This is a genomic window from Fulvivirga ligni (assembly GCF_021389935.1).
Lineage (GTDB): Bacteria > Bacteroidota > Bacteroidia > Cytophagales > Cyclobacteriaceae > Fulvivirga > Fulvivirga ligni.
Genome location: NZ_CP089979.1, coordinates 785,930 through 810,911, shown reverse-complemented (window position 1 = coordinate 810,911; position 24,982 = coordinate 785,930). Strand labels below are relative to the sequence as shown.

The window sequence follows — 24,982 nt, the reverse complement described above, 5'->3', positions numbered from 1 at the left end:
GCACAAAATTTACTCATATTAATATATCAACTAAACAGATATAATTATGAGTAATGACATATTAACCCAAACGGACCCTCGGACTAAGTATAAAACTCCACCGCACGATGAGCATATGCAAGATGAGCCAGGTACTACATCGGCTATGAATATAAAGCCGGATCATGGCGAAAATTCATATAAAGGAAGCGGAAAGTTAAAAGGTAAAAAGGCCTTGATTACAGGCGGTGATTCTGGAATTGGAAGAGCCGTAGCCATTGCATTTGCAAGAGAAGGTGCTGATGTAGTTATCTCTTATCTTGAAGAGGATGGGGATGCTAAAGATACTGCCAAATACATTACTGATGCAGATCAAAAAGCTCTTTTAATCAAGGGCGATATTGGCGATGAAGAACATTGTAAGCACATGATTTCACTTATGGTGGAAGAAATGGGAGGGATTGATATTCTTGTAAATAATGCTGCATTTCAGCAAGCCCGTAAATCACTACAGGATATTCCAAGTGAAGAATGGGATTATACTTTCAGAACCAATATTCACAGTATGTTTTATTTGTGTAAAGCTGCAGAGCCACATATGAAACCTGGCAGTACAATCATTAATACTACCTCAGTAAATGCTTATCATCCTTCGGATGTGCTACTGGCCTACGCTACCACCAAAGGAGCTATTCAAAATTTTACTTCTAACCTTGCTCAGATAGAAGCTGAGAAAGGCATTCGTGTAAACTGCGTAGCACCAGGCCCTATCTGGACACCACTTATTCCAGCTACTATGCCAGAAGAAAAAGTAAAAAACTTTGGAAAAAATACCCCTTTAGGTAGGCCTGGTCAGCCGGTAGAATTAGCGGCGACCTATGTGCTGCTGGCTTCTGAGGATTCTAGTTATATCAGTGGTGCCACCATCGAAGTTACAGGTGGTAGGGTAACTATCTAAATCATATATAATATCTTCTTATGAGAGGTGAGCTCAGCCAGGAAGCATGGTTATGAGTTCACCTTTTCTTTTTTTATGCAGGGTATAAATCCCCTGATAATCAGGAGAAAAGAACCCTTACAGGAGGAAATTTGATCAGCTACTTTTGCTCTCATGAACTAAACCAATTTTTAAAATGAGAAGATTTAACTATCAAATTTCAATGTCTATTTTTTCGCTTTTATTATCACTAATTATCATATCATGTGGAAAGGATGGTGATCCAGGACCGCAAGGAGATGAAGGCCCACAAGGTGAGCAAGGTATACAAGGGGAGAAAGGAGACCAGGGAGAAAAGGGCGATAAAGGTGATGATGGTGAAGATGGCGAAGACGGAAATGCCAACGTGATTGCATCTGCATGGATAGATGCCAATTGGAATAGACTAGATGAGTCAACTTCCAAATCCATGATAATCGATATAGATGGTATTAGCAACTCAGATCTAAGGAATAATAGTGCTGTGCTCGTGTATCTAAGCCAATACGGAACTAGCTCTGTTTACTTAATGGATAGCCCGGGTAGATGGACCAATACCTTATATTCTTTCACATTTGGAAGTAATACACCTAATTATCAAGGGATCTATATAAGATTAGTGAGTACAAATAGAGCTCTTACTGAGCTACAATACGCTGGATTCAGAGGGAACAGGTTCCGTTACATTATTATACCGGAAGGCAGTAGCTCTGCTCGTATAGATTACAGTAATTATGACGAGGTAGTAAAGCACTTCAATTTACAACCGTAATTGCTAAAGGGGCTAATTACCAAAAGAATACCGGAAAAACGCTCTAACATCATAGCTTAAAGAGCTATACCTTTGAAATACATTCCGTTAGCTTATAGTTAAGCCACCCTAAATCATAACTAGTTGGACACACTACATTATGCTTTGGAGTGGCTTTTATTTATGTCTTCGAGTTACAGCATTTTTTCAAAGTTATAGTGCTTCACATCTTATTTCATTAAATTGATTACAGTGTCAATTCAATAATTGTGAATAATAAGTGGGCTACAAATCAGTATATTTAACTATAGACGATTGTCCTTCGAAGGATTTTGTTAATAAGCTTCATTTTCTGATGGAGTATAAAATTCCTGCTGTATTTTTTTGCACTGCCAGCCAGATAGAACATTATCAGCCTGATCTTGCTTTGGCCATAAAAAACAAATACCATATTGGTAGCCATGCCTTTTACCACAAATCTTTTTCATCACTTTCATTGAGCCAGTGTATCAATGAGATAATTCGTGCCGACTCAGTTATCCATTCTTTATATAACAGCTGCAATATTAGTTCTTATCCCAAGCTTTTCAGATTTCCATATGGAGACAAAGGGGACTATAAGTTTGGAAAGCACTTTCTGCCTTTCGAGAAAGCGTACCATCACGGTTTGAGAAGAAAATGTCTGTGGCATCAACTTTTTGGCCTTAAAAAGTTAAGGGAAAGGCAAATTGAAGGTGAGCAAAGATCAATTGAAATCCAGAGAGCTCTGAAAGATCTTGGTTATCAAGCTCCAGCAATTCAAATAGAGCATCCATTTTATAAAAAGTTTCTGGGCTATCATGATTGGATGTGGACCCTGGATATTGGGGATTATAAATATCGGTCAGGCGAGGACATGGATGGTTTTCAGAAGAATATTTTTCAATGCATTGATAGCGGTCTGCCTCGTGTTGAATTTGGTCTTCAAGCTAATGACATTTGTTACCCGGAATCATCAAACATTCTCTTAATGCATGATTATGAAAACCATAGCGAAATATTCTATGAGACAATCCACTACTTTATCAGACAAGGTTTTACTTTTAAGTGCCCTGTGACGGGCTAACCATTTTATTTTGAATAATACTTCTCAGCAAAGTATTCCAGGTGGAGCAGTCAGAGCAGCATTGGATGATCATGTTTTCTTCCGAACTTAAATTGTCAGGATTCAAATACCAATCAACATGTCTGAAGGTATAAGGCCGGTTGAGTCTTAAGGATGGTGCTAACGCTGTAACTAAAGAAGATTTTCTGTACATGCTGAATGTTGTATCCACGGGCGCAATAAATAGCTCAGGTGTTAATTTTTCATTCCAGTATTTTTGTTCCCAATCTATTACTTTATGTTTTAGCGGATAATGATTTGGTAAATCATTAATTTCCAAAGAGGCTCCCACATGATTAATATTTGGATAGGTAATTAGTATTTCTTCCATCTTATCAATTATATCATCTGGCGTGTGGTCATATGGAATAAGATCGGCATCTGATACTATATAGTTATCAAATTGCCCTAAGGCCATGCTCACCTTCAGGATTTGGTTAATACCTTCATTTTTCTTGAGCCTGATCATCTGGACATTTGAAGATGAAGAAAGCTCATCATAGTAGCTGAGTAGGTCTGGCAAAGTGGAGGCATTATCAATAATTATAATTGATGTTTGTCGCCTTTTTAATCCCCAAAACCATTCTATCATAGTTTTTAGTGAAGTATACCTATTAAAATTGTTGATAATGACAGGAATGCTGCCATCTATTATTTTACTATAGTCCAATATCTGGTTGGGAGGGAAGAGCGAATAATATGTCCGGGCCAGTTTACACCGAAGTTTATAGAGCCGATAATGCTTTATCCGCAAGGAATGAAGTGAGGTAAAGTACATATGGGCAAAGGTTGATGGTTGAAGAATACTAACCAGACTGCATAGACTGATTAATATAATAATTTACATAAATTTCGGTGCAATTACCAGATAATTTGCCTTTGCTGTGATTTAGAATTAATCGTATATAAAAGAATCGCCGCTTTTGTACATGTGTTTTACGTTCATAATCATACAGTTACGCTTTAGAATGGCCGAGAAAATTTTACCAAGTGCCTTTAGATATTTTCTGTAAATGATCTATAAAAATGATGAAGGGGTTCAATATGGATTTCTTACATTAGTTTTTTAATTAGACTCTAAATGAACCATAGGTCTGTCATAACTTGGGTTTTATTCGTTTTCATTACCCTTACTTTTTCATGCAATTATGAAAAGCGGCAAAGTGAATATTTGTATTTGGAAATTCAGAGAGGTAATGGTTTGGATACGGTTTTATGGAATTTACCAGAAGAGCATATTATTCTAAATGATTCTTTTTATACCATTCAAGCTACGCAGCTTGATAAAAATGACACATTTCAAATAGAATGGAAATTGCCGAGATATGTTAATAATATCCGAGGCATTGAGCCAGAGATAATGGATAGCCTTGAGATAACCTTTGAAGGCAGGCAGTTTAAGGTATATAAATATATATCTGGAATTGGTATAGATGATGGTGTCTGCTTTACCTATCTAGAACCATCTATCGGCATCTTAATAGAGAAATCCGTAAGCTGGGGTACATACCTTAGACTTGTAAAAACTGGAGATGATCAAATTGATAAATCGGTGTTTTTAATCAATGAGAGAATTATTGGCAATAATAATTTCTTCAATAAGTAACATAACGGAAAGATTAAAGTTGCTAAATGTATCATGTAAAGATCTTGTTATCTCGCCCCTATGCAAGTAGTTCTGCTCATATAGATTACAGTAATTATGACGAGTAGTTAAAGCAGTATAATATACAACCGTAATTGCTAAAGGGGCTAATCACCATAAGAATACCGGAAAAACGCCCTATCATGCTGGCTATATTAGCCATACCTTTGAAATACATCCCGTTAGCTTATAGTAAGCCACTCTGAGATCATAACTAGTTGGACACACTACATTATGCTTTGGAGTGGCTTTTATTTTAATAATTCAATGGAAATAATTTTCACTACAAGCTAAGAAGAATTTTAGGTTACAAAACATTGATGTTCTGTGGTTTAAGCGGCTAATTAATATTAAATTATACTAAAACCCGTGCCTATGAAAAAGTATGCTTTGTTAATCCTTCTGACCATTTTGATTTTTATTGCTTGTAATGATCAAAACAAAATGGAGGACCATTCGAAAGATTTAGCTCAAATTAAGCAACTCATAAATGACTCGGATGAAGGTTGGGAAACAAAAAATTTAGAGCTCGTGCTTGAAGGGTATTCGGATGATATTGATTGGACTAATGCTTTTGGGGATAGAAGACAGGGGAAGGAAGCGCTGAGCGGGTTATTAGATACCATCTTTAATCTTGATTTTGTGATGTCAGGTAGGAATAATTACCAAGAACCGGATATTACATTTCCCAGTGAAGACATTGCGCTTGCCAGATCAACTAATATAAGAAGGTCAGAAATGGCCTGATGGAAGCCCGATGGAAGCCCGAATAATTAACCATTTAAGGGTTTATAAGGATGAGGGTGGCAAATGGTTGTGTGTTCATCACATGATTAGTCAGGCTCACAATAAAATAAGAGAGTGAAACCTGATACAGTTATCAGGTTTCTGCCAAATTCTTAACGCCCGTAATCATCATAATATTCCTCATAATAGTCTTCGTAATTATAAAGAAGATGTATATTCTGGGCTTCAATATCGGTTAGCTCTTCACGGATATCAACCGACATAGGGATGTACCAGTCTTTTGCATCAAATATTCTTCGGATTTTAAGGTTATTGAAGCTATAGCCATGGCGGGCATAGATTTCATTTCTTATCATCTCTATTTCTTCTGGGAGCAGGTTCTCAACTTCGGGCACATCAAGAACTTGCGTGGAGGCTTGCGGAAAATCACCCAGAGTTGGGTCGTATTTAAATTGGCGCTTGGTTAAGGTATAATCTTTTGCACCTACAGTGTTCTGGTAGGGCTTCCAGGAGCCGGTTAATTCTTTCTTCAATAAATCAATGTTGAAATTAAACTCACCATCATATTTATCATCTCCGGGCTCCTTCATGTTTACGGCATAGATACCTGGATCAGTTTCTTTAATGGTACCCTTTATGGCCCTGAAATTACCAGCACATACACTATGGCCAAAAATGGAATCTTCCACAACTTGGGCAAGGGCAATATTGATTTTGTTTTTACCAAAAGCACCCACCCAATAACCATACAATGGATTTTCAGAGGAGTTTATCTTATAAATGTCTTCTTCTATTTGATATTGGGAGGTTGGTTTGGCGGGACCTATTTTTCTTGGATCATTTTCTAACTGAAGTTCGTCTTGCGCTGCTTCAGAAATAGCTACGCTATCTTTAGTTTCCGATGTCGGATTTTCGGTAGCTTGCTCTTTTTTAGTATCACATGAGGTGAGGACAAAGGCAAGGCAAAAAAATGTTACAATAGAAGTATGCTTCATAGTTTAAAAATTTTGCTTAAAATAGAAATAATTTTATTCTAAACATAAAATGAGAAAAGCCTTACGGGTTATACTGTTCATAGTCTTTACATTCCTATCGGTATTGATGGTAAGGCTCACATTGCCATATTTTTCATTTGATGATCAAACGGCTTTCTTGCGCATAAAGCAATGGGTTATCAACAATTCTTTCTGGAAGGCGTGTTTTTACACGCATGTAATTACCAGTTGCTTTTGTCTCGTAGCTGGCTTCACTCAATTTTCAATTCCTTTATTAAAAAAATATCCAAAGGTTCATCGTTATGTGGGTATTTTGTATGTGCTTGTTATTCTCATAGCCTCAGGTCCCTCTGGGTTTGTTATGGGGATTTACGCTAACGGAGGCTTTACAAGTCAGGCTGCATTTGTACTGCTGAGTATCTTATGGTGGTACTTTACTTACAAAGCATTTATCCATGCAAAAAGAAAGCAGTTTAAAAATCATGAAGCGTTTATGGTTAGAAGTTTTGCTTTAACACTTTCCGCACTTACACTAAGAAGTTGGAAGTTCCTTATAGTTATGTTTTTGAGACCACATCCTATGGATGTTTATACGTTAGTCGCTTGGTTAGGCTGGGTGCCTAATTTACTTATTGCGGAATGCTATATTTATGCTAAAATTCAAAAATCACACGTTCTCTCTCGCCTATGGTTTATAAAAAATTGATCATCGTAATCTGCTTTAGTGCATTGTTTGCTTGTGATACTCAGAAGGCTGAGCATAAAGAAACGGAAAAACAAGATTCCCTGGTGATGGCTGAATCAAAGCAAGTTATGGAAGAGATTCCTGATCGCGAGCCCATTGCAGATACAGCATTTGTGGTGATGAAAGATTATGCCAACGGCTTTTTTTATGATATGAAATATGCCACAGAAGATAACTTTCTAAAAAAGACGGTATATGATTGCCCGGACTGCATGATCCGTCAAGAAGTGGCAGACGCACTTATAAAAGTAAACGACTCGTTAGCTACCATGGGTTATCATATCAAATTTTTTGATTGCTACAGACCGTTAGATGTGCAGAAAGCCATGTGGAAGATCTATCCAGATGCTCGTTACGTGGCTAATCCTAATACTACCGGCTCCATTCATAATAGAGGTGGAGCTGTAGACATTACGCTGGTTGACCATGAAGGAAAAGAATTAGATATGGGAACCGGCTTTGATCATTTTGGTGAGGAGGCTCACCATGCTTATAAGGATTTACCAGAGCAGGTGATAATTAATAGAAAGCTTTTCAAATCCATGATGGAGGCATTCGGCTTCAATGCTATAAGAACAGAATGGTGGCATTATAACTACAAAGGAAGTAGTAGTTACAAGATATCTAACTTTAAAACGGAGTGTGATTAACAAAAATGGAAAAACAAGAGTATGAATTAACAGAGAGTGAACTTAGAAAAAAGGGTTTACTAATGGCAGACAGATTAAGAAGAAAAGGATTTTCTGCGCCAGATATTATTGCGTTTATGGAAGATGAGGGAATTCCTGAGACATTGGGAAGAGAAATTATTCAAAGTTTGGTGCAAGACAGAAGACAAAAGGTTCATGCTAAGGATGAAGAAGAATCTAACCGATTAATAATCTCTCTTTCTCTGATATTTGTAGTTTCATTAATCCTTATGATCATTTTCCCTGGGTGGGTAGTGCTGCCGGTAGGTTTAGTACTAGGCGCCTTGTCATACAAGTTGTTTAGGAAGAAATAAATATGTGCATAAATGAAACTGAACGGGGCGATATATAATCACCCCATCATCAAAGTACCGCAAATACCACCGGCAATAAGCAAATAGGTGACTGCCATTATAAATAGCACTTTGGCTCCTTTGGCACTGTTGCTTTTAATGGCAAATCCGATTAAAACCAATAGTAAGGGCGGTCCGAAAATGATTAATAAGAAGAATATCACGAGGCCATCTAAATTCATATTATCTGCAAGTATCATATTTCCTGGTTTTGAAGTTTTTTGAGGTATTCCTTTTTATCATCTCTATAGAATAGGTTCATGGTTTCGAAAGGAATAATTTGATTGTCTTTATTCACAATGTGTACACATGATTTCTTAATTGATCGTACATCAAAATTGTGAGCGTCAATAAACTGCATAATAATAATTCTGAAGAGATTATCATAGCCTAAAGATGGTGCCTCAATCTGCGGCAGGCAGCAGAGAATAGAGTGTAATTTTTCGGTAGCGGCATCTACAGAATTACCAGTACTAAACAGCTCTATCATTTTTCCCTGTAAATGCTCGTCCTGTTCATATACAATGGTATTTTTACTATTATCCAGCAAGTCGGCAGGATTAATATATCGGGTCAAAGGAAATACCTCACCACCCAATTTTAGTGCATAACCCATGGCTAAAGCATCCGGATTGCAAGGTACAGGTATCAGGTCGTCTTCATTAAAAACTGGTGACTGTTCTAATATTTTCCTTCTCACCTCAGTGAGGGTAATCCTGTCAGTGTCAGTATTGAAATTTTCCAATCGGCCAGCAATTTGGGTAGGTTGGAAAGTGACTCCACGAACGCATTTTTGCTTCAGTGCATAATCTATGGTTTTGCCAATTTCATCGTCATTAAGACCCTTTTGCAAAGTCACTACCAGGGTGGTAGACAGATTCAATTCATTCAAATGTGCCAAGGCTTGCTCACGCACTTTCCAAAGGTCTGCTCCTCTAAGCGTTTGTAATACATCGTCTTTAAAGGAGTCGAACTGAAGGTATACTTCAAAATCGGGAGTGTAAGTGGCCAGCCTTTTGGCGAATTCAAAATCTTTGGCAATGGCCACTCCATTGGTATTAAGCATCAGGTGTCTGATGGGCAATGTTTTGGCGTAGTCTAATATTTCAAAAAATTGAGGATGGATGGTTGGCTCACCGCCACTGATCTGAATCACATCGGGTTCTTTTTCATTTCTAACTACCGCATCAAGCATGGCTTTCACTTCGTCCAAAGTTCTATGTCTGCCATAAGAAGGAGAAGAGCCGGCATAGCAAGTTGGGCAACTTAGATTACAACGGTCAGTTACTTCTACCACTGTTAGACAAGAATGCTGCTCATGGTCCGGGCATAAGCCACAATCATACGGGCAGCCGTAATGAGTCTTGGTATTAAACTGATAAGGCGTCTCCGACGGTTTATTATAGTTACGGATGTTTTTATAGTATTCTATATCATCAGCTATCAACACTTTTGAATTACCGTGCTCCGGACACCTTTTAAGCATAAATACCTTGCCTTCATCAAATACGATTTTAGCATCTACCCGCTTGAGGCATTCCGGACATAGGCTTAGTGTAAAATCATAATAGGTGTATTTTCTTGTAGGCATATTTCAGAGGTTTGGCGATTGTTTTTATATAGTATATCAGGCAAATTATACATAACCATTGAATACTACTTAATCCAAGGATAAAAAATACATTCGGTTTAATGAATTCTATTAAAAAACGAAATGCGAAGTAGCTGATCATAAACCATTGGAAGATCATACCATTTTCCCGCTTTTGTTTTTTTAGAGCCGACCTAAGAATAATAAAAAGCACCAGTAGAAATATAAGCTCATATAATGCTATTGGGTGCCTCATTATTCCATCCCCAAGGTCCATCCCGGTGAAGAATGATGTTTGAGTGCCATAGGTAAACTCATCCGTACCAGACAGAAAACAACCAATTCGGCCAATGAAAATGCCCAAAATAATGGGTAGGGTGAATAGATCACCTGACCGCTGCTTTTCACCAATCAGTTTTTTAGCTGACTCCACGCCCAAGAGGCCTCCAAATAAACCACCCATGATGGTTTTTAAATTCCAGATGATAATAATATTCTGCCATGAGAAGTCTATAAAAGGATTTTCTAAAAAACCCATTAAGCGAGAACCAACAAGAGCTCCAATGGTAGCACCAAGAATTATACTTAGTCGATTGCCGGTAGGAATGGTATCTGATGAGCGCTTCCTTAAAAACAAATAGTATCTGAAAGCCAGAAAAAAGGCCAGATATTCTAGAATGAGATGCACATTAATTGGAATGCCAGAAACAACAGGCTTAAAAGGAATTTGCAATTATCTACGGTTTAGTGCCTTGTAAATATAGCATTCGTTATGAGAGATTTTAAAAACAAGAATAGTTTTAGTTATTTGAGACTAAGTGAATTTTTATGAACAAAGCCTCATACTCCAGATATTGTACTTCGTGTAGTCACAGTAAATTTGATCCTTACCGAGGGGTTATTTGTGGGCTGGTTAATGACTATCCTGACTTTAAGGAGGATTGCGATAAGTTAAGTATTGATCGACCGGCGCTTGAGAAAATTTATGATGAGAAACTAAGCGGTTATGGCTTCTCTAAACATGGTCGGACAAAAACAGTAATAGATTCGAATTATAGTTGTACAGTTATTCCGTTTAAGCCAGTTGAGGAAAGTTTACCTGTGAAGCCCTCTGCGAATAGCGTTCAGATAGGTAAATCAAAAATTATATTTTTATTCTACCTATTAGTGCCCATTCTAATACTTCTTTTCACCCTGCCAATGTTTTTTATCGCTCCACTTGAGCCATTAATAGTTATAATTGACCTCTTCATGATTATTGCCCTGACCGTCATCGTTTACGAGTATAAAGACAAAAGCAATTCCTTAAATATAAATGCAAAGGGCATACTCTATAAAAAGGCTATAGTTCCATGGCACTCCATTTTGGGGGCTGTGCTCCGTGAGAGTAGGCAACATAACAAGGCTGAGCTCATTCTTATTACAGCGAGCAAAGCGGATATAATTATAGATTTGGTTGGCTTGGAAGGCGTACCTTTTCGTTTAGAATATGCAATAATTTTTCATCAAGCAAGAGCCAGAATTAAAGCTATTTTGTCAAAATGATAGGTTTTTTGTATTAAAAGCACATCATATATAAAATATACTTTCCATAATTGGGAATATATTCCAATTTATAGATTAGCTCCCCACATCGGAATGTGCCTATTTTAGTTTAAATGTCACTTTCTGTAGATGGCATACCCTTTGGCGCAGGCCATTTCATACTAAATGAAAAATTATGAAGGGAATGAATACTAAACTGATTTTAGCCGCATCTGGCATGGCTGTAGCTTCTTCGCTATTTGCGCAGGGAGATAGTGCCCCTCCTGATATCGGCTTAGCTGAATTACTCAATATGGAAATATCTGTTGCTTCTAAACAAGCAGAAAAGATAACCGATGCTGCTGGTGTAATATCAGTGATTACAAAAGATGAAATAAGACGCTTTGGTGGAATTACGCTTAGAGATGTGCTGGAAAGAATGCCTAGCATTACAGCTTCTCACGCTGGTTTCACTGAGAGATATGGTATTGCCAGCCGTGGTGATCAAATTAAAGTAACATCTGGTCATAATCTACTTCTAATTAATGGAAGACCTACCAGAGAAATAGTTGAAGGTGGAATTAGCAGCGAGATGTACGCAGCTTTCCCAATCAATATAATTGAAAGGATAGAGGTTATTCGTGGTCCGGGCTCTGTGCTATATGGTTCTGATGCCTTTAGTACGGTAATAAACATTGTTACCATGGATGGTGATAATACTAAAGTTGCTGCTACTTTGCTAGGTGGATCAGATGGCGCTAATGGGGTAAATGGATTTGCTACCCTTGGTAAAAATGATTTGAAAGTAACCTTATCCGGAAGATACATGGATAAAGGTGATAAGCAAATAATGTATAGTTATGCAGATGATAACGACAATATTATCACTGAGAACATTACTAGAGAAGATGTGGCGGGTTCAGGGTTTGTTGACCTTAAATATAAAGGCTTAAGCCTAACCAATTCTTACAATGCCTATAATACTTCCTTTTTTATTGGTACAGATCCGCAAGATGATGGTCTAAATCATTATAGAAAGAATTTTACTAACCTGGGGTATTCCACTGCTGCTAAAGACGGGTGGGACATGGATTTTAACGTCACTTACAACTATGCTACGTTAGAGTCGCACGGAGAAGGAATTCATATTAACAGAAAGTCTAATGACCTTGTGGCTGAGATGACTAATCACATTAAAGTCGGCTCTAGAAGCAGGCTTATTGTTGGAGCGCTCTATAATCTACGAAAAGGGTCTGAATATGATGATGCATTAGAGAGAAACAGTTCTGATGCTAAGATTAATGGTGTAGCACTATACTCTCAGTTAGATTATTGGGCTTTGGATAACCTTAAACTTATAGGCGGTTTCCAGGCTAACAAAATAGAAGATACTGACTTTAACATTGTTCCTAGATTTGGTGCTATTTGGTATCCAATTCCAAAACTTAATGTAAAGGCCTTATACAGTAGTGCATTTAGAGCAGCAAGTATCAATGAAAGATATATAGATCATCCTGTTATTCAAGGTAATAGTGACTTGGCTCCTGAAACAATCCATGCTTTTGACTTAGGTCTTAACTATCAGGGTGAGAAATTCATGTTGGGTCTTAACTATTTCTATAGTGAGCAGTTCAACATTATCAATTTTGATTATACTTCATTCCCATTAACTTATCAGAATAATGGAGAAATAGATTTTCATGGAGTGGAATTAGAAGGAAAGTATTTTGCTAGCAAAGAACTTTATGTTGTGGGGTCTTTACTGTACCAGGAAAATGTGAACCAGGAAGGTGTTGAGAATACTACTGCAGTAGCTAACATGGGTGGAAAAATAGGAATAAGCTATGCCGCTCAAAACGGATTGACACTCAGTATATTTGATATTTATCAGGGTGATCTTGGAGATGTTTTTGAGTCAACAAATAATCCCCAGGCCGAAGCACATAATATACTGAACCTCTATGGTTCTGCTAATCTTAAGAGATTAATTAGTGGTAAAGATGCTGGTGAAATAACAGTATTCTGCCAAGTAGATAATGTTTTTGGAGATGATGTTTGGACTCCAATTTTGGGTGCGGATGCATACCATAATACGATACCTTCAGTAATTGGCAGATCAGTATACTTTGGCGTTAAAGTCGGCTTCAACTAATTAAAAGCAATTAATAGTCCACCGAAAGGCTGTCTTGTAAAAGACAGCCTTTTTCTTTTATATAGTAGCATACTAAAACCAATAGCTATGAATCAGGATTTAATTATGATCATCATTTCCATGGGCTTTATAGTGGCAGGGGCCAAGCTCTGGGAAAAGAGCTCACACCTGTTGGCCAATGGGAGGAAGACTAATGCTGTAATCTTCAAAAATGAATATCGCCGATCCTCAGATGGAGGAATGTATTATCCGGTGGTAAGATTTCTTACCGCAGATAAAGAGTGGATTACCAAAGAGTTGGATATTGGCTACTTGCCCGCTAAACAGGAAGGCACAAAACTAGATGTCGTCTATGATCCGGAAGACCCACAAACAGTAGAAATTCATGGGTCATTCCAGCTTCATCTTCTTCCCAAAGTATTCTTTTTATTCGGGATCATACTTTTGATTGTTGGTGTATTGAGCTATGCGGAAATAATTGATCTTAATAACTTTAATCGGTAAAACTGTGCCTTAAAGCCTCACGTAGGTCTCAATAATCCGTCTGTCCACGCCTAACTCTTCTGACTTTTCTACACCAGATTGTACCAGTGTATCATTCTTTATTTGTACATCAAAAGTAAAGTCATGACCTTCCCATTCACGAAAGTTACAGTACTGTAAATGTTCCTTATAGGTGCTTCCTTCTAACTTATAAGTACCAGCTCCGCTGACATAAGCTGCCGTGGTGCTATCCTTTCCCTGATTTACATCATGCCGCACAAATGAAAAATGTGTATCATTAATCATTTTAATAAATTCCTGATCGGTTGTATAATCAGTAGAAGTAGAATCCTGGCCTTCTATAGTCACTCCGGTCAGCAATTTCCAGGTACCTTTGATAGAGTTTTCAGAGGTTTTAATAGTTTTCTTATCTTCGGAATTTCCGGTGCAGCACATAAGTACAGCTGCTACTGCAAAAAGAGGAATGGTTATTTTCATGGTAAAAGTTCATTATAATGCATTTTAAAATGCTTTATTTAGAAAAACTAATTATCTAAGGGTAAATCGGATGTCTATACTTTTTCTCATAGCAAGTCTGGGAGTTATTAATGGCTTTATTGTCAGCATATTTCTTTTGGTGAACAAGCGAAAGAGTGTTGCTGATGTCTACTTCGCCGGTGTGCTCTTCACATTATCTCTAAGAATAGGCAAATCAATTTATTTCTATTTCAATGAGGAAGTTAACCTCACTATTCTTCAAATAGGACTTTCCGCCTGTGCCTTCATAGGGCCTTTCTTTTTCTTATACATGAAAGCTCTTTACAACCCGCAGACAGTTTTCAGGAAGATTGACATTTTTTTGCTTTCAATCGTGGCACTTTTGGTGATCAGTGTGGGATTATCATTCCCTTATGGCAGCTATCCTGATATGTGGAATGGATATATAATTTATGGAATTTATATCTGCTGGGGTTTATTCGCAGGTTTGGGACTGATCTATGTGATTAAGTTTTTAAAGATGAAAGCGGATCATCGTGTTACTCACTGGACGGGCGATCAAAAATATGTTTTGTATATATCCATAGCCATGTTATTTATCACGCTTACCTATTTTAATGCACTGATTATCGGGCATACATACATTTGGGGAGCTCTGATTTTTACTTTTTCTTTCTATTACCTGGCCATCAGGATGTTAATACCTCAGAAAAAGCTTTTGCCACAAAGTACTTCACCAGCTCTTGCGAATGGAGACCATCTATTTGCTGAGGTGGAACAAATAATGAGAGAGCAAAAGCTTTACACCAATAAAAAGCTTAAGCTGGATGACTTGGCGGAGCATGCAGGCTTGTCTAAACACATTTTATCACAACTTTTGAATGAGACTTATCCACATGGGTTTTCACATTATGTTAAACAGTATCGTGTGGAGGAGGCCAAGAAGTTAATTCTTACCAGGCCTGAATTATCTCTGGAAGGAGTAGGGTACGAGTCGGGCTTTAATTCTAAGTCATCCTTCTTCGAAGCCTTCAAAAAAATAGTTCAGGCTACTCCGGCAGAATACAAAAACTCCCGTCTTGCCGACCTAAAGTAGTCCAGATTTATCATTCTATACCCCTTCAGAAGCCTAAAATCAGCTTTTTTTAATTTGAGGCCGTAACCTTGGATGTACTTAAAATTCACATCCATGATCAAACGATTTATCTTATTGAGCTTTTTATGCGGCCTTGGTTTTATGGCTTTGGGCCAAACCGAAGACCAGCTGGTGCGTGAAACTATCAGTGACTTTATCAAAGGAACAGTTTATAATTATCCAGATACCATAACCTCGGCATTTTATCCGGGCACCCGCATGTTTTTATACAATGGCACGGATTCGGTTTTTATGATGACATCAGAAGAATATGCCGCTTTGTATAATCGCAGGCCCCCCGGAACGAAAAATAACAGAATCAACAGCATTGTATCCTTAGACATTGTGGGGGATGTAGCTTATGCCAAGCTTCAGGTAGATATTCCTTATTTCGGCAATAGGTACCATGATTTGCTATTATTGAAAAAAATTCTGGGCGAATGGAAGATTGTTGCTAAGTGTACTTCGGCGGCTCCCATTCCTAAAACGCCACAACAGATGGTGGCCAAGCCAATAAAGCAAACCGTAATAGATGGGTTGAAAAAGCCATGGAGCATGGCCTTCCTTTCAGAAAATGAGGTAATTATAGCCGAAAAAGAAGGCGGGCTGGTAAAAATAGATCTTACTTCTAAAGAAAGGATAATGATAAATGGCCTTCCTAAAGATATAGCAGGTAAGGTAAAAATTGATACTTCTAAACATGCGTGGGGCGTATTTCCTCCTTTTGCTCATGGGCAAATGCATCAATACAATGCAGGACTTTTTCAAGTACTGCTAGATCCTGATTTTGATAATAATCATTTCCTTTACCTCTCTTATGCCGCTGAAGATAAAGAGCAGAGAAGCACCACCAAAGTAATCAGGGCCAAATTGGCTAATAATACTTTGGAGGAAATGAAGACCATTTTTGTAGCGGAGCCATATTCTCACGGCCTTTTCCACTATGGCGGAGGTATGATTTTCGGGCAAGATGGAAAGCTTTATATCACAGTGGGAGAGAGAAACCTGTTTGAACACCTCAACCCCGTTCCACCACTTTCACAGGATGTTACTGATAAGAGAGGTAAAATATACAGGATCAATCCTGATGGATCGATACCTGAAGATAATCCCGATTTTGGCAGTAAAGCCGTGAAAGGATTATTTGCAACGGGCATACGAGCCTCTCAGGGCTTAGCCATAGACCCGGCTACCCATAAAATTTGGTTCAGTGAGCACGGTACTAATCAGGGAGACGAACTGAATATCCTTCAGCCTGGAGCTAATTACGGCTGGCCGCATGTTACCACGGGCACTTACCGGTCTCAAGATTATAACCCGGCCATCATTCCTGGTACCCAATTTACTGACCCGGTTCATTTCTGGAGTCAGACAGTAGCACCTACAGGCCTTACTTTTTATACAGGAAGAGCCTTTCCTCAATGGCAGGGTAATCTCATTGTACCGGGCTTAAGTAAAGGCAGCCTGTGGCGGATGATCATAGAAAATGATTCGGTAGTAGCAGCGGAAGAGCTATTTATAGATGACAGAGTAAGACTCCGAAAGGCCATAATGTCGCCCGGAGGTCAACTGTATCTGCTTACTGATGATGAGGATGGTAAGCTTATCAGGTTAATAAATGGTAATTAAGAATTTACGTGTGAAGTTTATAGCTTTACCCGTTCATTAAAAGATTACTCGTAATGTTGGCTCTTTTTTTACCTACTTCATTAAAATTCTTATAGAGTTTAGTGGTAAAAATGGTGCCATTTTCATTGCTCTCAAGCATTACTTCACCACCATGGGCATGTGCTACCATTTGTACCAATGTGAGGCCCATTCCCCAACTCGCTCTTTTTCCATCGCTAACGGAGCCATCACTCTTTAAAAAATTAAAAATGGCTTTCTGCTTATCTTTAGGTATTGCTTCCCCGTAATTATGCACACTTATAAGAACAGAGTCTGTTTCATCATTAACCGTGATAGTGATAGGGGCTTCAGCGGCTCCATATTTTATGGCATTGGTTATAAGGTTTTCGAGCATTCTCCGAATGGCTATACCATCAAAAACTCCAATGATTTTGTTTTTAGGGGCATTGAGTATTATTTCACATGAATAAATATCTTGCGCTTCTTTAAATATCCATTCTACATCGTGTAAAATATCTTCATGATCAAAATTTAGCATTATGCCCTCTCCAGATTTGACACTGATGCTGTCTAAGAGACCTTCAGCTAATTTCAGAGTCTTCTTTATGCTTCTGACAGATGAACTTTTCAGTTTTTCAAAAGTAGCTCTGTCCATATCATTTTCAATCATTTCAGCAGAGAGAAGAGCTACAGTAAGTGGATTTCGCATGTCATGCGCTAAGGTTCCTATTAGCTTTTCCTGCATTTGCTGAATAGCCTGGGTGAAAGATTCTACAGACTTAAGGATACAGGTTTCAATGACATATTTTAGTAATTCTGTAATCTCTAATGTTAATAGATTATTTTTTAATAAAAACTGGCTAAGGGTACGATGGAAAATTATGTACTCATGTATGATCTGACCCTCTGTATAGGACGTAGTGGCCGATCTGTGTCGCCCATGTTTAATGCTATTGGTTAATATTTCATTGTACCTGGTGTCATTAGAAATATCCAGCTGTTCAAATTCACTGTAACGTTCTAGAATGTCAGCAATATCATTAATTAGGTTGGGCAAGTGGTCGTGAAGAGCAATATTATTAGCTTTCCGAGATGCCACTACTTTATTTGTTACTTGGTCTTCCCAAACTCCCATAATGGACGAAACATTATCCTTTAGGCAATTAGCGGCTTTCTTCATTTGAATTCTGTGCAATGAAATCTATTTAAACGGCAAATTTAATCATTAATAGAGTACAAAAGAACACATTAAACCCGATTAAATTTTATCCATTTTTTATTATATAATATATAGAAGGTCTAAATAAATTTTTCATCTCCTAAATAAACATTCCCATAATTGTTATTTGTAGCTTTTAGTTCCATTTGCCAATATTATATTTTGGTATGGAGAGTATAGAGTTATTTGTGCTCTTAAAGCCTCTCTATAATTTTAGCCGTAGCTTCAGAAAAGTATCTTCCCATGTGTGGTCCTACCCAATTCATGGCACGAACTTCTTCTTTTTCCACTTCATCGTAATAGTGATCTTCGGTAATGTAGCCAATGTATTCACCATTAAAACTCGTGGTGATCAGATGCTTACCCTTGGCTTGTGCTAAATCTGCGAGATGAGCGTTTTGGAATATCTCACCGGAGAAGTCGCAAGGCATACCCACAATCATATTATCACCAATGATGGCGATAGAAATATCGCCTTTAAGATCGCCCATGGCCATTTCAAAGACCCAGGTACTTACCCCGTAGTCTTCGGAAATACGCATTTGAGCTGGCGGTAAAGGCAAAGTCACTCTTTTACCTAATAGCTCGGATTGGCTTGAATATTTAACTGTTTCTAAGCCTTTTATTATTAATTGTTTAAGTATTGCGGCGGTAGTATCTATTCTGGGAAAGTCTTCTTCTTTAATGCCAGCGAGTCTGTGACTGCCAACGTTACCAGCGGCAAACATGGCGAAGTCAATGCTGTCATTATTCTCCAATCGGTCTACCAAAGCTCCTGGATAATCGCGGCTTAGGGCATGTATTTGTTGTCTGATGGAGGTGGCATGAGCCGCATATGTGGTATAAAGCCCAATTTCACCATTTTGCTTTTTGATAGCTAGGTTTCGAATCCAAGGGTCTACTATGCCATTCTCTTTGTCGAGACGATTTTCCAGATATTTGCCAGCCTCAACCTGGAAATAGCCAAGGGTAGCTGGCTCTAAATTAATCTCAGCGTTTTGTACGGACTGCAGTATCTGGCTCACAAGTTCATCCACCAACTCTTCATTGTAGCCTCCCAGAATAATCTGGCCTCCAAAAGAAGGGTTCCATGAGCCATATCCATTATGGGTATGAGTGGCCGAAAGGACAATGTTGTTAGGTTTAAATCCTAGCTTGGCCATTTCTGGGAAGAGCTTTTTCTTCACTGTTGGTGGAAAGAGCATGAGATCCAGAGAAATAAGGGCTATCTTCGCCTCACTGTTTTTTAAAACTATGGCTCTTGAATAAAGTGAGTCATGCACCTCCTGGTAGGTTCCTCTTCGCCCATAACCGGCGAGGCTAGTGGCAGATTCAGGGGTAATATTCGCTTTGCCCCAGCCTGCTTGCAAGGTTCCATTTTCATCATTCACGGATAGGTCCAAGGTATCCAGCTCCGATAACATTTGATGATAGGCAGGCAACTTATCCAAGGCTGTGCGATCAATACGCTGAATGAGATTGGAAATAATCGCTGCGATAACGCAGAGAAAAATAAAGATTCTAAATGATAACTTTTTGCCTATTCTCATAACTCCTCAGAACAAAAAATTCAGCCCAACCGCAAAAATAGGATTACCTAATCATTTTAGGGCAGCAAAAATCCGTAAGAATTCACAAAAAAACCGACAAGCAGGATTGTGGCGAAAATCTATTCGCTGAAAGAAGCTTCCTTGGTGGTAATCGGCTTTACTTTGTATTGAATCGGTCGTCCTTTAAAACCCGTTGGTTTAGAGTGGGATTGTTTCTTTTTTGCTTTCTTCTTCTTCTTATTCAACCAAACTAAGAAGCCTGTCACTGGTAGGCTGGCACAAATAAGGCTGACTAGAAAAGCTAAGATTTTACCCGATAGTCCTATCACTGTTCCTATATGAATGTCATAGTTCATCATGGAAAGCTGATCTGCAAAAGAGGCTTCACTGAAGCGGTCACCGTGATGGCGCATGGGCTCGAGCGTGTAGCGATCATAAAAGTAAGTATTGTGATTATACCAGGAGCCAAGATCTTGATAAGCTATTATTTCAATGGCATCGTCTTCATCCTCTAAGTGAGGTGTCATATACATACCCTGCGCATTAGGTTCTAAGGCTATGGTTTTATACCAGGCTTGGTCTAAAGGTGATACTTCGCTGCTGTTGATAAGCCCGGCATTGGCCACATCAGAATGCGGGTGGCTATGTTCGGGTTGTGATTCGCCACCGGAGGTAACAAAATAGACAGAGTTACTAAACCACTCAAAACTCCATACCAAGCCAGTGAGCCCAATGATGAGGGCAAGAAGAAGACTGTAAAAACCTAAGACATTGTGCAAGTCATAATTAACGCGCTTAAAGCTTCCATTCCATTTTATCTTGAAGCTCTTACGCATTTCTGACTTCTTAAAATTTTTAGGCCACCACATAATTAGTCCGGTAATAAGAAGAATCACAAAGATGATGGTGGATACTCCTACAATTGGCCGGCCAATACTGTATGGAAGCCACAAAGCTCTATGGCCATCTATGATAAATCGGAAAAAATCAAACTCACCATTACCGATAGTCTGCTGTTTTTTTAAAAACTCCCCAGTGTAAGGGTTCATAAACACCACAGAAAAACTACGTTTGCCATTTTCAAAAGAGCTAAAACCTACGGCTGCTGCGCCTTCCTCATTGCTGTAAGTAAGGCCAGTACCTTTTTTACCAGGCATATACTTCTGGGCGGTGTCTAGTAAAATACTTGGAGGAACAAACTCCCGATCTTGCGCTTCCACAAATCTCCAGGGCTCCATAGCATCTTTTATATCCTGCTGAAAAACATAAATACATCCGGTAAGGCTCACAATAAGCACCACTATACTAGAGATAAGGCCGAGCCATAGGTGAGCCCAGTCATTAAATCGTCTCAGTGCACTTTTTTTCTTTTTGTTTTTCATGGTATATAAATATTAAAGAGCATGTCACAAAGCCAATGGTTTTGTGACATGCTCTTATGAGATTATTGCTTGAAGAAACCAGCTACAAAGTTGGCCTCTACAGTGGCTCCTTTTGTAGATGCGTAAGTTTCAGGATCCATTCTATAAACAGTGATTACACCATCTTCAGGGATAGACAGATATACAAATCCATCTGCATAAAGCGCTGAAAGTCTTCTTCCGTCGCCCTTGTGCTCAGGTACACCTGTAATGAAGTTTACAGTTTGGTTTTCAAAGTCGATAATAGCTGACTGAAGTGGGTTATCAGACCATACTAGTTGCTCAGTTCTATCTGCTGTGTTGATTTCTGCAAATGCTTTTCCGTTAGCCAGGTATTTTACGTGTGCTGTGTTATAACCATCAGTAGCCTCTTCAATATCAAAGAAGTACTCCTCATCAAATTCAGGCTCACCACTGTTGATCTTTAGGATACCAGCAGGTTGAGTACTTTGGCTGTAACCGTTAGCTGGATTAGAGTGAGAAATAGCGTAGATGTTACCATTTTCATCTTTAATTAAACCAGACTTTACATTGAACCCACCAATTGGACCAACTCTGTCATCGGTAATTACTTTCTCGAATTCTAAACCAGGGTAAGTGAATACTGCTACTTCAGCTTGATCTGTATAGTTAGTAGAATAGTCTGAAGGGTCACTGATGTAGTAGCTTAAGAACAAATGTCCACCACTGATTACCATTCCAGAATAAGAAGGACCAGCAACATCAGTTAAGTTAGAAACGGCAATTTTTTTAGTTTCAGTAACCTCTACTGTGTTAGCGTTAAACTTGTAGAAAGTGATGGAATCCGCTGAAGATGATACACTTACTGATACTAATGTGTTATTATCTGCTTTAATAATATCTGAAAGGCTGCTGGCAAAAGATACATCGCCAACTTGAGTAAGCTGTCTGTTAGCATCTCTGCCTATACCTACCACGTTCACATCATTAAGACCGCCAATGCTGTAGATAGTTTCATCTATTTGTGTGAAATCATAATAGCCTGGCTGCTCTATACCTCTGCCAGTGGCGGATAGTTTTCCGCTCATTACATCTTCAAAAGGAACAGAGTAGTAAGTAAAACCACCTTCAGTACCTTGAATTGCTAATGATAAAACATAATCACCTGCAGGCTCAATGCTGTCATCATCCCCACATGCTGTCATCATCATGGCTGAGCTTGCTGCCAAAAGGCTCAGTGTCCACAGCCTCATTCTTCTCATAGAAATCATATTTCAGTTAAATTTGAATTGTTATATAGTGTTAAAATTATCTTCCTAATACATACCTAAGCTTCAGATAGAATGCTCTTCCTGGCTTTTGTAAATAATATTTGTCATAGAGTTTAGCATCAGTCAGGTTTCTGGCCTCTAGTCCCAGGTTATATTTCCCATCTTTTAAGCTGTAGGTCAGTTCTACATTATGAGAAGCCTGGCTTGGAATCACTTTTTTGCTATCCTTAGAGCCATATTTTGCCCAGCTTAAAAAATATTCCTGATTGAAATTGAAGAAGTAGTTTACTCTTAAAGTACTTCCATCCGTTAATAAGTCATTGAAATTTACTCCTGCACGCGCATTTCCGAAGAGGTATGGTGTGTTGGGTAGTCTATAGCCTTTGTTAAAGTTTTGCTGCCAGCCAGAGTAGTCATTATAAACCATATCAGCCTGGTCGGTTATGTTTTGGTAGGTAATACTGGCGCCTATATTTAGAAAGTTTTTCCAGTTGTAATCAAAGGAACCTTCCACACCCACAGTGCGCACAGAAGATAAATTACTATAATTTGTTTCAGGGCTTGATACCGTAACTACTGCGTAAATTAGATCCTTCGCGTTGCGATATACAAAATTGGTTTCCACCTTAAAGCTGTGCTCTTTACCCACACGGAAACCTAAACTGGCTCCAAGGTTAATATTATCACTTTGTTCAGGTTTTAGATCAGCATTAGCATTAACGAACATGCCGTTTCCGAAAACCTCATTAGCCCAGGGAAGTCTGTAAGTTTTTTCAAAAGAGGCCTTTAACTGAAGTTGAGGAAGTAAAAAGTATGATGAGGCCAAGCCATAGCCAATGTTACTCGAATTGGATTTGTAGATATTACTGCCATCTTGTTCAGTAATATCCGGGCTGGTTTCCAGGTTGAGCAAATATGCCTTTCCAAATAGGGTAGTGTTCCATTTTTGGTTGGGTTCATATTTATAAGCCAAGCCGATGATGTTTTTATGAAGTATGCCAGGAAAGCGATTGGCAACATTATCCGGATCTTCTGAATCAAATGTTTTTCGGTGATAGTACTGGTAACTATAGTTGAGTGCTAAGGCATGTTTTGGGTGAATGACATAACCAACATTAAGCTGGCTGGTAAATTCTTTATTATCTAAGGTGGTGTTATTGGCATTGCCATTTTCCGCAGCTTGTCCACTGGAAATTTTTTCTCCGAGCCAGTTGTAGTAGGCATTGCGAAGCGTATCGATATTTTTAGTTTCGGTAATATTGAAAGAGTTGCTGAGGCTCACATCCAGGCCTTTCAGCAATAAATCTTCTTTGCTATATTTTAAAGTGGGTACAAAAGATTTACTACGTCTGGTAATGGCGCCATAAGGCTGGGCCATGGTCGCTCCATTTTGCACCTCTTTGTCATCAGCTGATAAAATGACTCCGAACAATAGATTATCCGCAAATTTTTTGTTGACTACACCAGCCTCTATCCTGGCAGTGGCCGATTCATAGGCATCGTGAAATCGCTCTGTGTCAGTGTAATATTCTACATTTCCCAGGTTATCTGTTATGGGTACATACACATCGTAATTATTATCTGAGTAATTATAGATCAGACTTCCTCTGGCAGTAAAACCACTTTTTTTATTCGTATGGGCACCATTGATTGATGCGCGATGTGTATTGAAAGAGCCGAAGGTATAAGAAGCGTCTAGGAAATCATTATTTTGATTGGTAATGATATTTACCGCACCACCTAGTGCATCGGTACCAAGCCACACCGGTACTACACCTTTATATACTTCTATTCGCTGAATTGCATTTACAGGAATACTGCTTAGGCTCAAAGAAGAACCAAAGTTATCCATAGGAATACCATCCAGAAAAAATTTCACCTGATCACCCGAAAAACCGTTGAGAGAGAAACTTAGGGAAGAGCCAAGGCCTCCCTCTTCTAATACTCTTACTCCAGGAAGTCTATTCAGCACTTCTTTCACGTCGGCAGTGGTGTTTTTTAAGTTTTTTGTGGAAACCGCAGATACACTGTACGGCTGCTCTGTAATTTCCTGACTGATAGTTTTACCCACCACTTCTACTTCATCCATTTCAAGAGTACTTTCTTGAAGAGTGATATCCAGATTTAAATTTTCTTTTGAACTAATATGAATGGCGCGCTCCTGAGTTTCAAAACCCATAAAGCTTATGAGCAACGTGTAGTCTCCAGCAGGGATGTTCTTTAATTGAAACTGGCCCTCTATATCTGTGATGCTGCCCTTGTTGGAATTTTTAATGACCACGGCCACACCGGGCAGAGGGCTACCGGAGGAAGACACTTTACCGGATACACTACCTCTTTCTGTATTTTGAGCCAAACACAAATGAGATAGAACTAATAGACAGATAAAAAAATAACCCTTCAACTTCTAATGACTATTTAGACTAATTACAAATTAGTGCAAATGTATGTCATCAAGCTGATGTAAGAAAATTGTTTAGAATAAATCTAATTTAAAAGAAGGATGGAATTGCCTCAAAATAAA

Annotated in this window: 24 protein-coding genes; 13 read left to right on the top strand and 11 right to left on the bottom strand. The window is 38.6% G+C overall.

Annotation, left to right across the window (positions count from 1 at the left end; translation table 11 throughout):
- Positions 1 to 46 precede the first annotated feature (46 nt).
- From LVD16_RS03590 to LVD16_RS03580, 3 genes are all read left to right on the top strand, one after another.
- Positions 47 to 937 (top strand): SDR family oxidoreductase, encoded by an 891-nt coding sequence (locus LVD16_RS03590; protein WP_233772218.1) that lies wholly within the window; start codon positions 47 to 49, stop codon positions 935 to 937.
- A 175-nt stretch (positions 938 to 1,112) separates the two neighbouring features.
- Positions 1,113 to 1,727 (top strand): collagen-like triple helix repeat-containing protein, encoded by a 615-nt coding sequence (locus tag LVD16_RS03585; RefSeq protein ID WP_233774634.1) that lies wholly within the window; start codon positions 1,113 to 1,115, stop codon positions 1,725 to 1,727.
- Positions 1,728 to 1,986: 259 nt separating this feature from the next.
- Complete coding sequence (locus LVD16_RS03580) at positions 1,987 to 2,811, top strand: polysaccharide deacetylase family protein (protein WP_233772217.1); 825 nt, start codon at positions 1,987 to 1,989, stop codon at positions 2,809 to 2,811.
- Here the strand turns inward: LVD16_RS03580 and LVD16_RS03575 are convergent.
- A complete protein-coding gene (locus LVD16_RS03575; RefSeq protein ID WP_233772216.1) occupies positions 2,789 to 3,520 on the bottom strand; it encodes a glycosyltransferase in 732 nt (243 codons plus the stop codon). The genes LVD16_RS03580 and LVD16_RS03575 overlap by 23 nt on opposite strands.
- Before the next feature lie 507 nt (positions 3,521 to 4,027).
- Here LVD16_RS03575 and LVD16_RS03570 point away from each other — a divergent pair.
- Both LVD16_RS03570 and LVD16_RS03565 read left to right on the top strand, forming a co-directional pair.
- Complete coding sequence (locus tag LVD16_RS03570; RefSeq protein ID WP_233772215.1) at positions 4,028 to 4,456, top strand: hypothetical protein; 429 nt, start codon at positions 4,028 to 4,030, stop codon at positions 4,454 to 4,456.
- 414 nt (positions 4,457 to 4,870) lie between these two features.
- Positions 4,871 to 5,242, top strand: coding sequence for a YybH family protein (locus tag LVD16_RS03565; protein WP_233772214.1), 372 nt, complete (start codon positions 4,871 to 4,873; stop codon positions 5,240 to 5,242).
- 152 nt (positions 5,243 to 5,394) lie between these two features.
- On the opposite strand, the gene LVD16_RS03560 is transcribed toward LVD16_RS03565, so the two are convergent.
- The gene (locus tag LVD16_RS03560; RefSeq protein WP_233772213.1) at positions 5,395 to 6,237 is read right to left on the bottom strand and encodes a YARHG domain-containing protein; all 843 of its coding nucleotides are present in this window, start codon (positions 6,235 to 6,237) and stop codon (positions 5,395 to 5,397) included.
- A gap of 49 nt (positions 6,238 to 6,286) precedes the next feature.
- Between LVD16_RS03560 and LVD16_RS03555 the strand changes: the two genes are divergently transcribed.
- The 3 genes from LVD16_RS03555 to LVD16_RS03545 are packed head-to-tail and all read left to right on the top strand — an operon-like array spanning position 6,287 to position 7,985.
- Entirely contained in the window at positions 6,287 to 6,943 is a 657-nt protein-coding gene (locus tag LVD16_RS03555) for a DUF2306 domain-containing protein (protein WP_233772212.1), read from the top strand.
- A complete protein-coding gene (locus tag LVD16_RS03550) occupies positions 6,940 to 7,632 on the top strand; it encodes a M15 family metallopeptidase (RefSeq protein ID WP_233772211.1) in 693 nt (230 codons plus the stop codon). Before LVD16_RS03555 ends, LVD16_RS03550 begins: the two co-directional genes overlap by 4 nt.
- 5 nt (positions 7,633 to 7,637) lie before the next feature.
- On the top strand, positions 7,638 to 7,985 hold the full coding sequence (locus LVD16_RS03545) for a hypothetical protein (RefSeq protein WP_233772210.1): 348 nt from the start codon (positions 7,638 to 7,640) through the stop codon (positions 7,983 to 7,985).
- 38 nt (positions 7,986 to 8,023) lie between these two features.
- On the opposite strand, the gene LVD16_RS03540 is transcribed toward LVD16_RS03545, so the two are convergent.
- Genes LVD16_RS03540 through LVD16_RS03530 form a run of 3 tightly spaced genes read right to left on the bottom strand, consistent with a single transcriptional unit; the run spans position 8,024 to position 10,348 of the window.
- On the bottom strand, positions 8,024 to 8,224 hold the full coding sequence (locus LVD16_RS03540) for a hypothetical protein (RefSeq protein ID WP_233772209.1): 201 nt from the start codon (positions 8,222 to 8,224) through the stop codon (positions 8,024 to 8,026).
- Positions 8,221 to 9,615 (bottom strand): radical SAM protein, encoded by a 1,395-nt coding sequence (locus tag LVD16_RS03535; RefSeq protein ID WP_233772208.1) that lies wholly within the window; start codon positions 9,613 to 9,615, stop codon positions 8,221 to 8,223. The genes LVD16_RS03540 and LVD16_RS03535 overlap by 4 nt, the downstream gene beginning before the upstream one ends.
- On the bottom strand, positions 9,587 to 10,348 hold the full coding sequence (locus LVD16_RS03530; protein ID WP_233772207.1) for a prolipoprotein diacylglyceryl transferase: 762 nt from the start codon (positions 10,346 to 10,348) through the stop codon (positions 9,587 to 9,589). Before LVD16_RS03530 ends, LVD16_RS03535 begins: the two co-directional genes overlap by 29 nt.
- A gap of 95 nt (positions 10,349 to 10,443) precedes the next feature.
- Between LVD16_RS03530 and LVD16_RS03525 the strand changes: the two genes are divergently transcribed.
- The 3 genes from LVD16_RS03525 to LVD16_RS03515 all read left to right on the top strand — a co-directional run bounded on the left by LVD16_RS03525 (position 10,444) and on the right by LVD16_RS03515 (position 13,795).
- Positions 10,444 to 11,160, top strand: a complete 717-nt coding sequence (locus LVD16_RS03525) for a hypothetical protein (protein WP_233772206.1) — start codon at positions 10,444 to 10,446, stop codon at positions 11,158 to 11,160.
- A gap of 184 nt (positions 11,161 to 11,344) precedes the next feature.
- On the top strand, positions 11,345 to 13,291 hold the full coding sequence (locus tag LVD16_RS03520) for a TonB-dependent receptor plug domain-containing protein (RefSeq protein WP_233772205.1): 1,947 nt from the start codon (positions 11,345 to 11,347) through the stop codon (positions 13,289 to 13,291).
- A gap of 87 nt (positions 13,292 to 13,378) precedes the next feature.
- Positions 13,379 to 13,795 (top strand): DUF3592 domain-containing protein, encoded by a 417-nt coding sequence (locus LVD16_RS03515; RefSeq protein ID WP_233772204.1) that lies wholly within the window; start codon positions 13,379 to 13,381, stop codon positions 13,793 to 13,795.
- A gap of 9 nt (positions 13,796 to 13,804) precedes the next feature.
- Here the strand turns inward: LVD16_RS03515 and LVD16_RS03510 are convergent, their stop codons facing one another.
- On the bottom strand, positions 13,805 to 14,272 hold the full coding sequence (locus tag LVD16_RS03510; RefSeq protein ID WP_233772203.1) for a lipocalin-like domain-containing protein: 468 nt from the start codon (positions 14,270 to 14,272) through the stop codon (positions 13,805 to 13,807).
- Between the two features lie 70 nt (positions 14,273 to 14,342).
- On the opposite strand from LVD16_RS03510, the gene LVD16_RS03505 reads away from it, so the two are divergent.
- Positions 14,343 to 15,368, top strand: a complete 1,026-nt coding sequence (locus LVD16_RS03505) for a helix-turn-helix domain-containing protein (protein ID WP_233772202.1) — start codon at positions 14,343 to 14,345, stop codon at positions 15,366 to 15,368.
- A 93-nt stretch (positions 15,369 to 15,461) separates the two neighbouring features.
- On the top strand, positions 15,462 to 17,036 hold the full coding sequence (locus tag LVD16_RS03500; protein ID WP_233772201.1) for a PQQ-dependent sugar dehydrogenase: 1,575 nt from the start codon (positions 15,462 to 15,464) through the stop codon (positions 17,034 to 17,036).
- 25 nt (positions 17,037 to 17,061) lie between these two features.
- Here the strand turns inward: LVD16_RS03500 and LVD16_RS03495 are convergent, their stop codons facing one another.
- The 5 genes from LVD16_RS03495 to LVD16_RS03475 all read right to left on the bottom strand — a co-directional run bounded on the left by LVD16_RS03495 (position 17,062) and on the right by LVD16_RS03475 (position 24,814).
- The gene (locus tag LVD16_RS03495; RefSeq protein ID WP_233772200.1) at positions 17,062 to 18,231 is read right to left on the bottom strand and encodes a sensor histidine kinase; all 1,170 of its coding nucleotides are present in this window, start codon (positions 18,229 to 18,231) and stop codon (positions 17,062 to 17,064) included.
- 218 nt (positions 18,232 to 18,449) lie between these two features.
- Complete coding sequence (locus LVD16_RS03490; protein ID WP_233772199.1) at positions 18,450 to 19,805, bottom strand: neutral/alkaline non-lysosomal ceramidase N-terminal domain-containing protein; 1,356 nt, start codon at positions 19,803 to 19,805, stop codon at positions 18,450 to 18,452.
- Between the two features lie 119 nt (positions 19,806 to 19,924).
- Positions 19,925 to 21,187 (bottom strand): PepSY-associated TM helix domain-containing protein, encoded by a 1,263-nt coding sequence (locus LVD16_RS03485; protein WP_233772198.1) that lies wholly within the window; start codon positions 21,185 to 21,187, stop codon positions 19,925 to 19,927.
- Positions 21,188 to 21,249: 62 nt separating this feature from the next.
- Complete coding sequence (locus LVD16_RS03480; RefSeq protein ID WP_233772197.1) at positions 21,250 to 22,449, bottom strand: DUF4374 domain-containing protein; 1,200 nt, start codon at positions 22,447 to 22,449, stop codon at positions 21,250 to 21,252.
- A gap of 46 nt (positions 22,450 to 22,495) precedes the next feature.
- A complete protein-coding gene (locus tag LVD16_RS03475) occupies positions 22,496 to 24,814 on the bottom strand; it encodes a TonB-dependent receptor (RefSeq protein ID WP_233772196.1) in 2,319 nt (772 codons plus the stop codon).
- Between the last annotated feature and the right edge of the window lie 168 nt (positions 24,815 to 24,982).

Coding starts and splice junctions, on each gene's coding strand:
- LVD16_RS03590 (WP_233772218.1), top strand. CDS start 47: ATGAGTAATGACATATTAACCCAAACGGACCCTCGGACTAAGTATAAA.
- LVD16_RS03585 (WP_233774634.1), top strand. CDS start 1,113: ATGAGAAGATTTAACTATCAAATTTCAATGTCTATTTTTTCGCTTTTA.
- LVD16_RS03565 (WP_233772214.1), top strand. CDS start 4,871: ATGAAAAAGTATGCTTTGTTAATCCTTCTGACCATTTTGATTTTTATT.
- LVD16_RS03560 (WP_233772213.1), bottom strand. CDS start 6,237: ATGAAGCATACTTCTATTGTAACATTTTTTTGCCTTGCCTTTGTCCTC.
- LVD16_RS03555 (WP_233772212.1), top strand. CDS start 6,287: ATGAGAAAAGCCTTACGGGTTATACTGTTCATAGTCTTTACATTCCTA.
- LVD16_RS03545 (WP_233772210.1), top strand. CDS start 7,638: ATGGAAAAACAAGAGTATGAATTAACAGAGAGTGAACTTAGAAAAAAG.
- LVD16_RS03540 (WP_233772209.1), bottom strand. CDS start 8,224: ATGATACTTGCAGATAATATGAATTTAGATGGCCTCGTGATATTCTTC.
- LVD16_RS03535 (WP_233772208.1), bottom strand. CDS start 9,615: ATGCCTACAAGAAAATACACCTATTATGATTTTACACTAAGCCTATGT.
- LVD16_RS03525 (WP_233772206.1), top strand. CDS start 10,444: ATGAACAAAGCCTCATACTCCAGATATTGTACTTCGTGTAGTCACAGT.
- LVD16_RS03520 (WP_233772205.1), top strand. CDS start 11,345: ATGAATACTAAACTGATTTTAGCCGCATCTGGCATGGCTGTAGCTTCT.
- LVD16_RS03515 (WP_233772204.1), top strand. CDS start 13,379: ATGAATCAGGATTTAATTATGATCATCATTTCCATGGGCTTTATAGTG.
- LVD16_RS03510 (WP_233772203.1), bottom strand. CDS start 14,272: ATGAAAATAACCATTCCTCTTTTTGCAGTAGCAGCTGTACTTATGTGC.
- LVD16_RS03505 (WP_233772202.1), top strand. CDS start 14,343: ATGTCTATACTTTTTCTCATAGCAAGTCTGGGAGTTATTAATGGCTTT.
- LVD16_RS03500 (WP_233772201.1), top strand. CDS start 15,462: ATGATCAAACGATTTATCTTATTGAGCTTTTTATGCGGCCTTGGTTTT.
- LVD16_RS03490 (WP_233772199.1), bottom strand. CDS start 19,805: ATGAGAATAGGCAAAAAGTTATCATTTAGAATCTTTATTTTTCTCTGC.
- LVD16_RS03485 (WP_233772198.1), bottom strand. CDS start 21,187: ATGAAAAACAAAAAGAAAAAAAGTGCACTGAGACGATTTAATGACTGG.
- LVD16_RS03480 (WP_233772197.1), bottom strand. CDS start 22,449: ATGAGAAGAATGAGGCTGTGGACACTGAGCCTTTTGGCAGCAAGCTCA.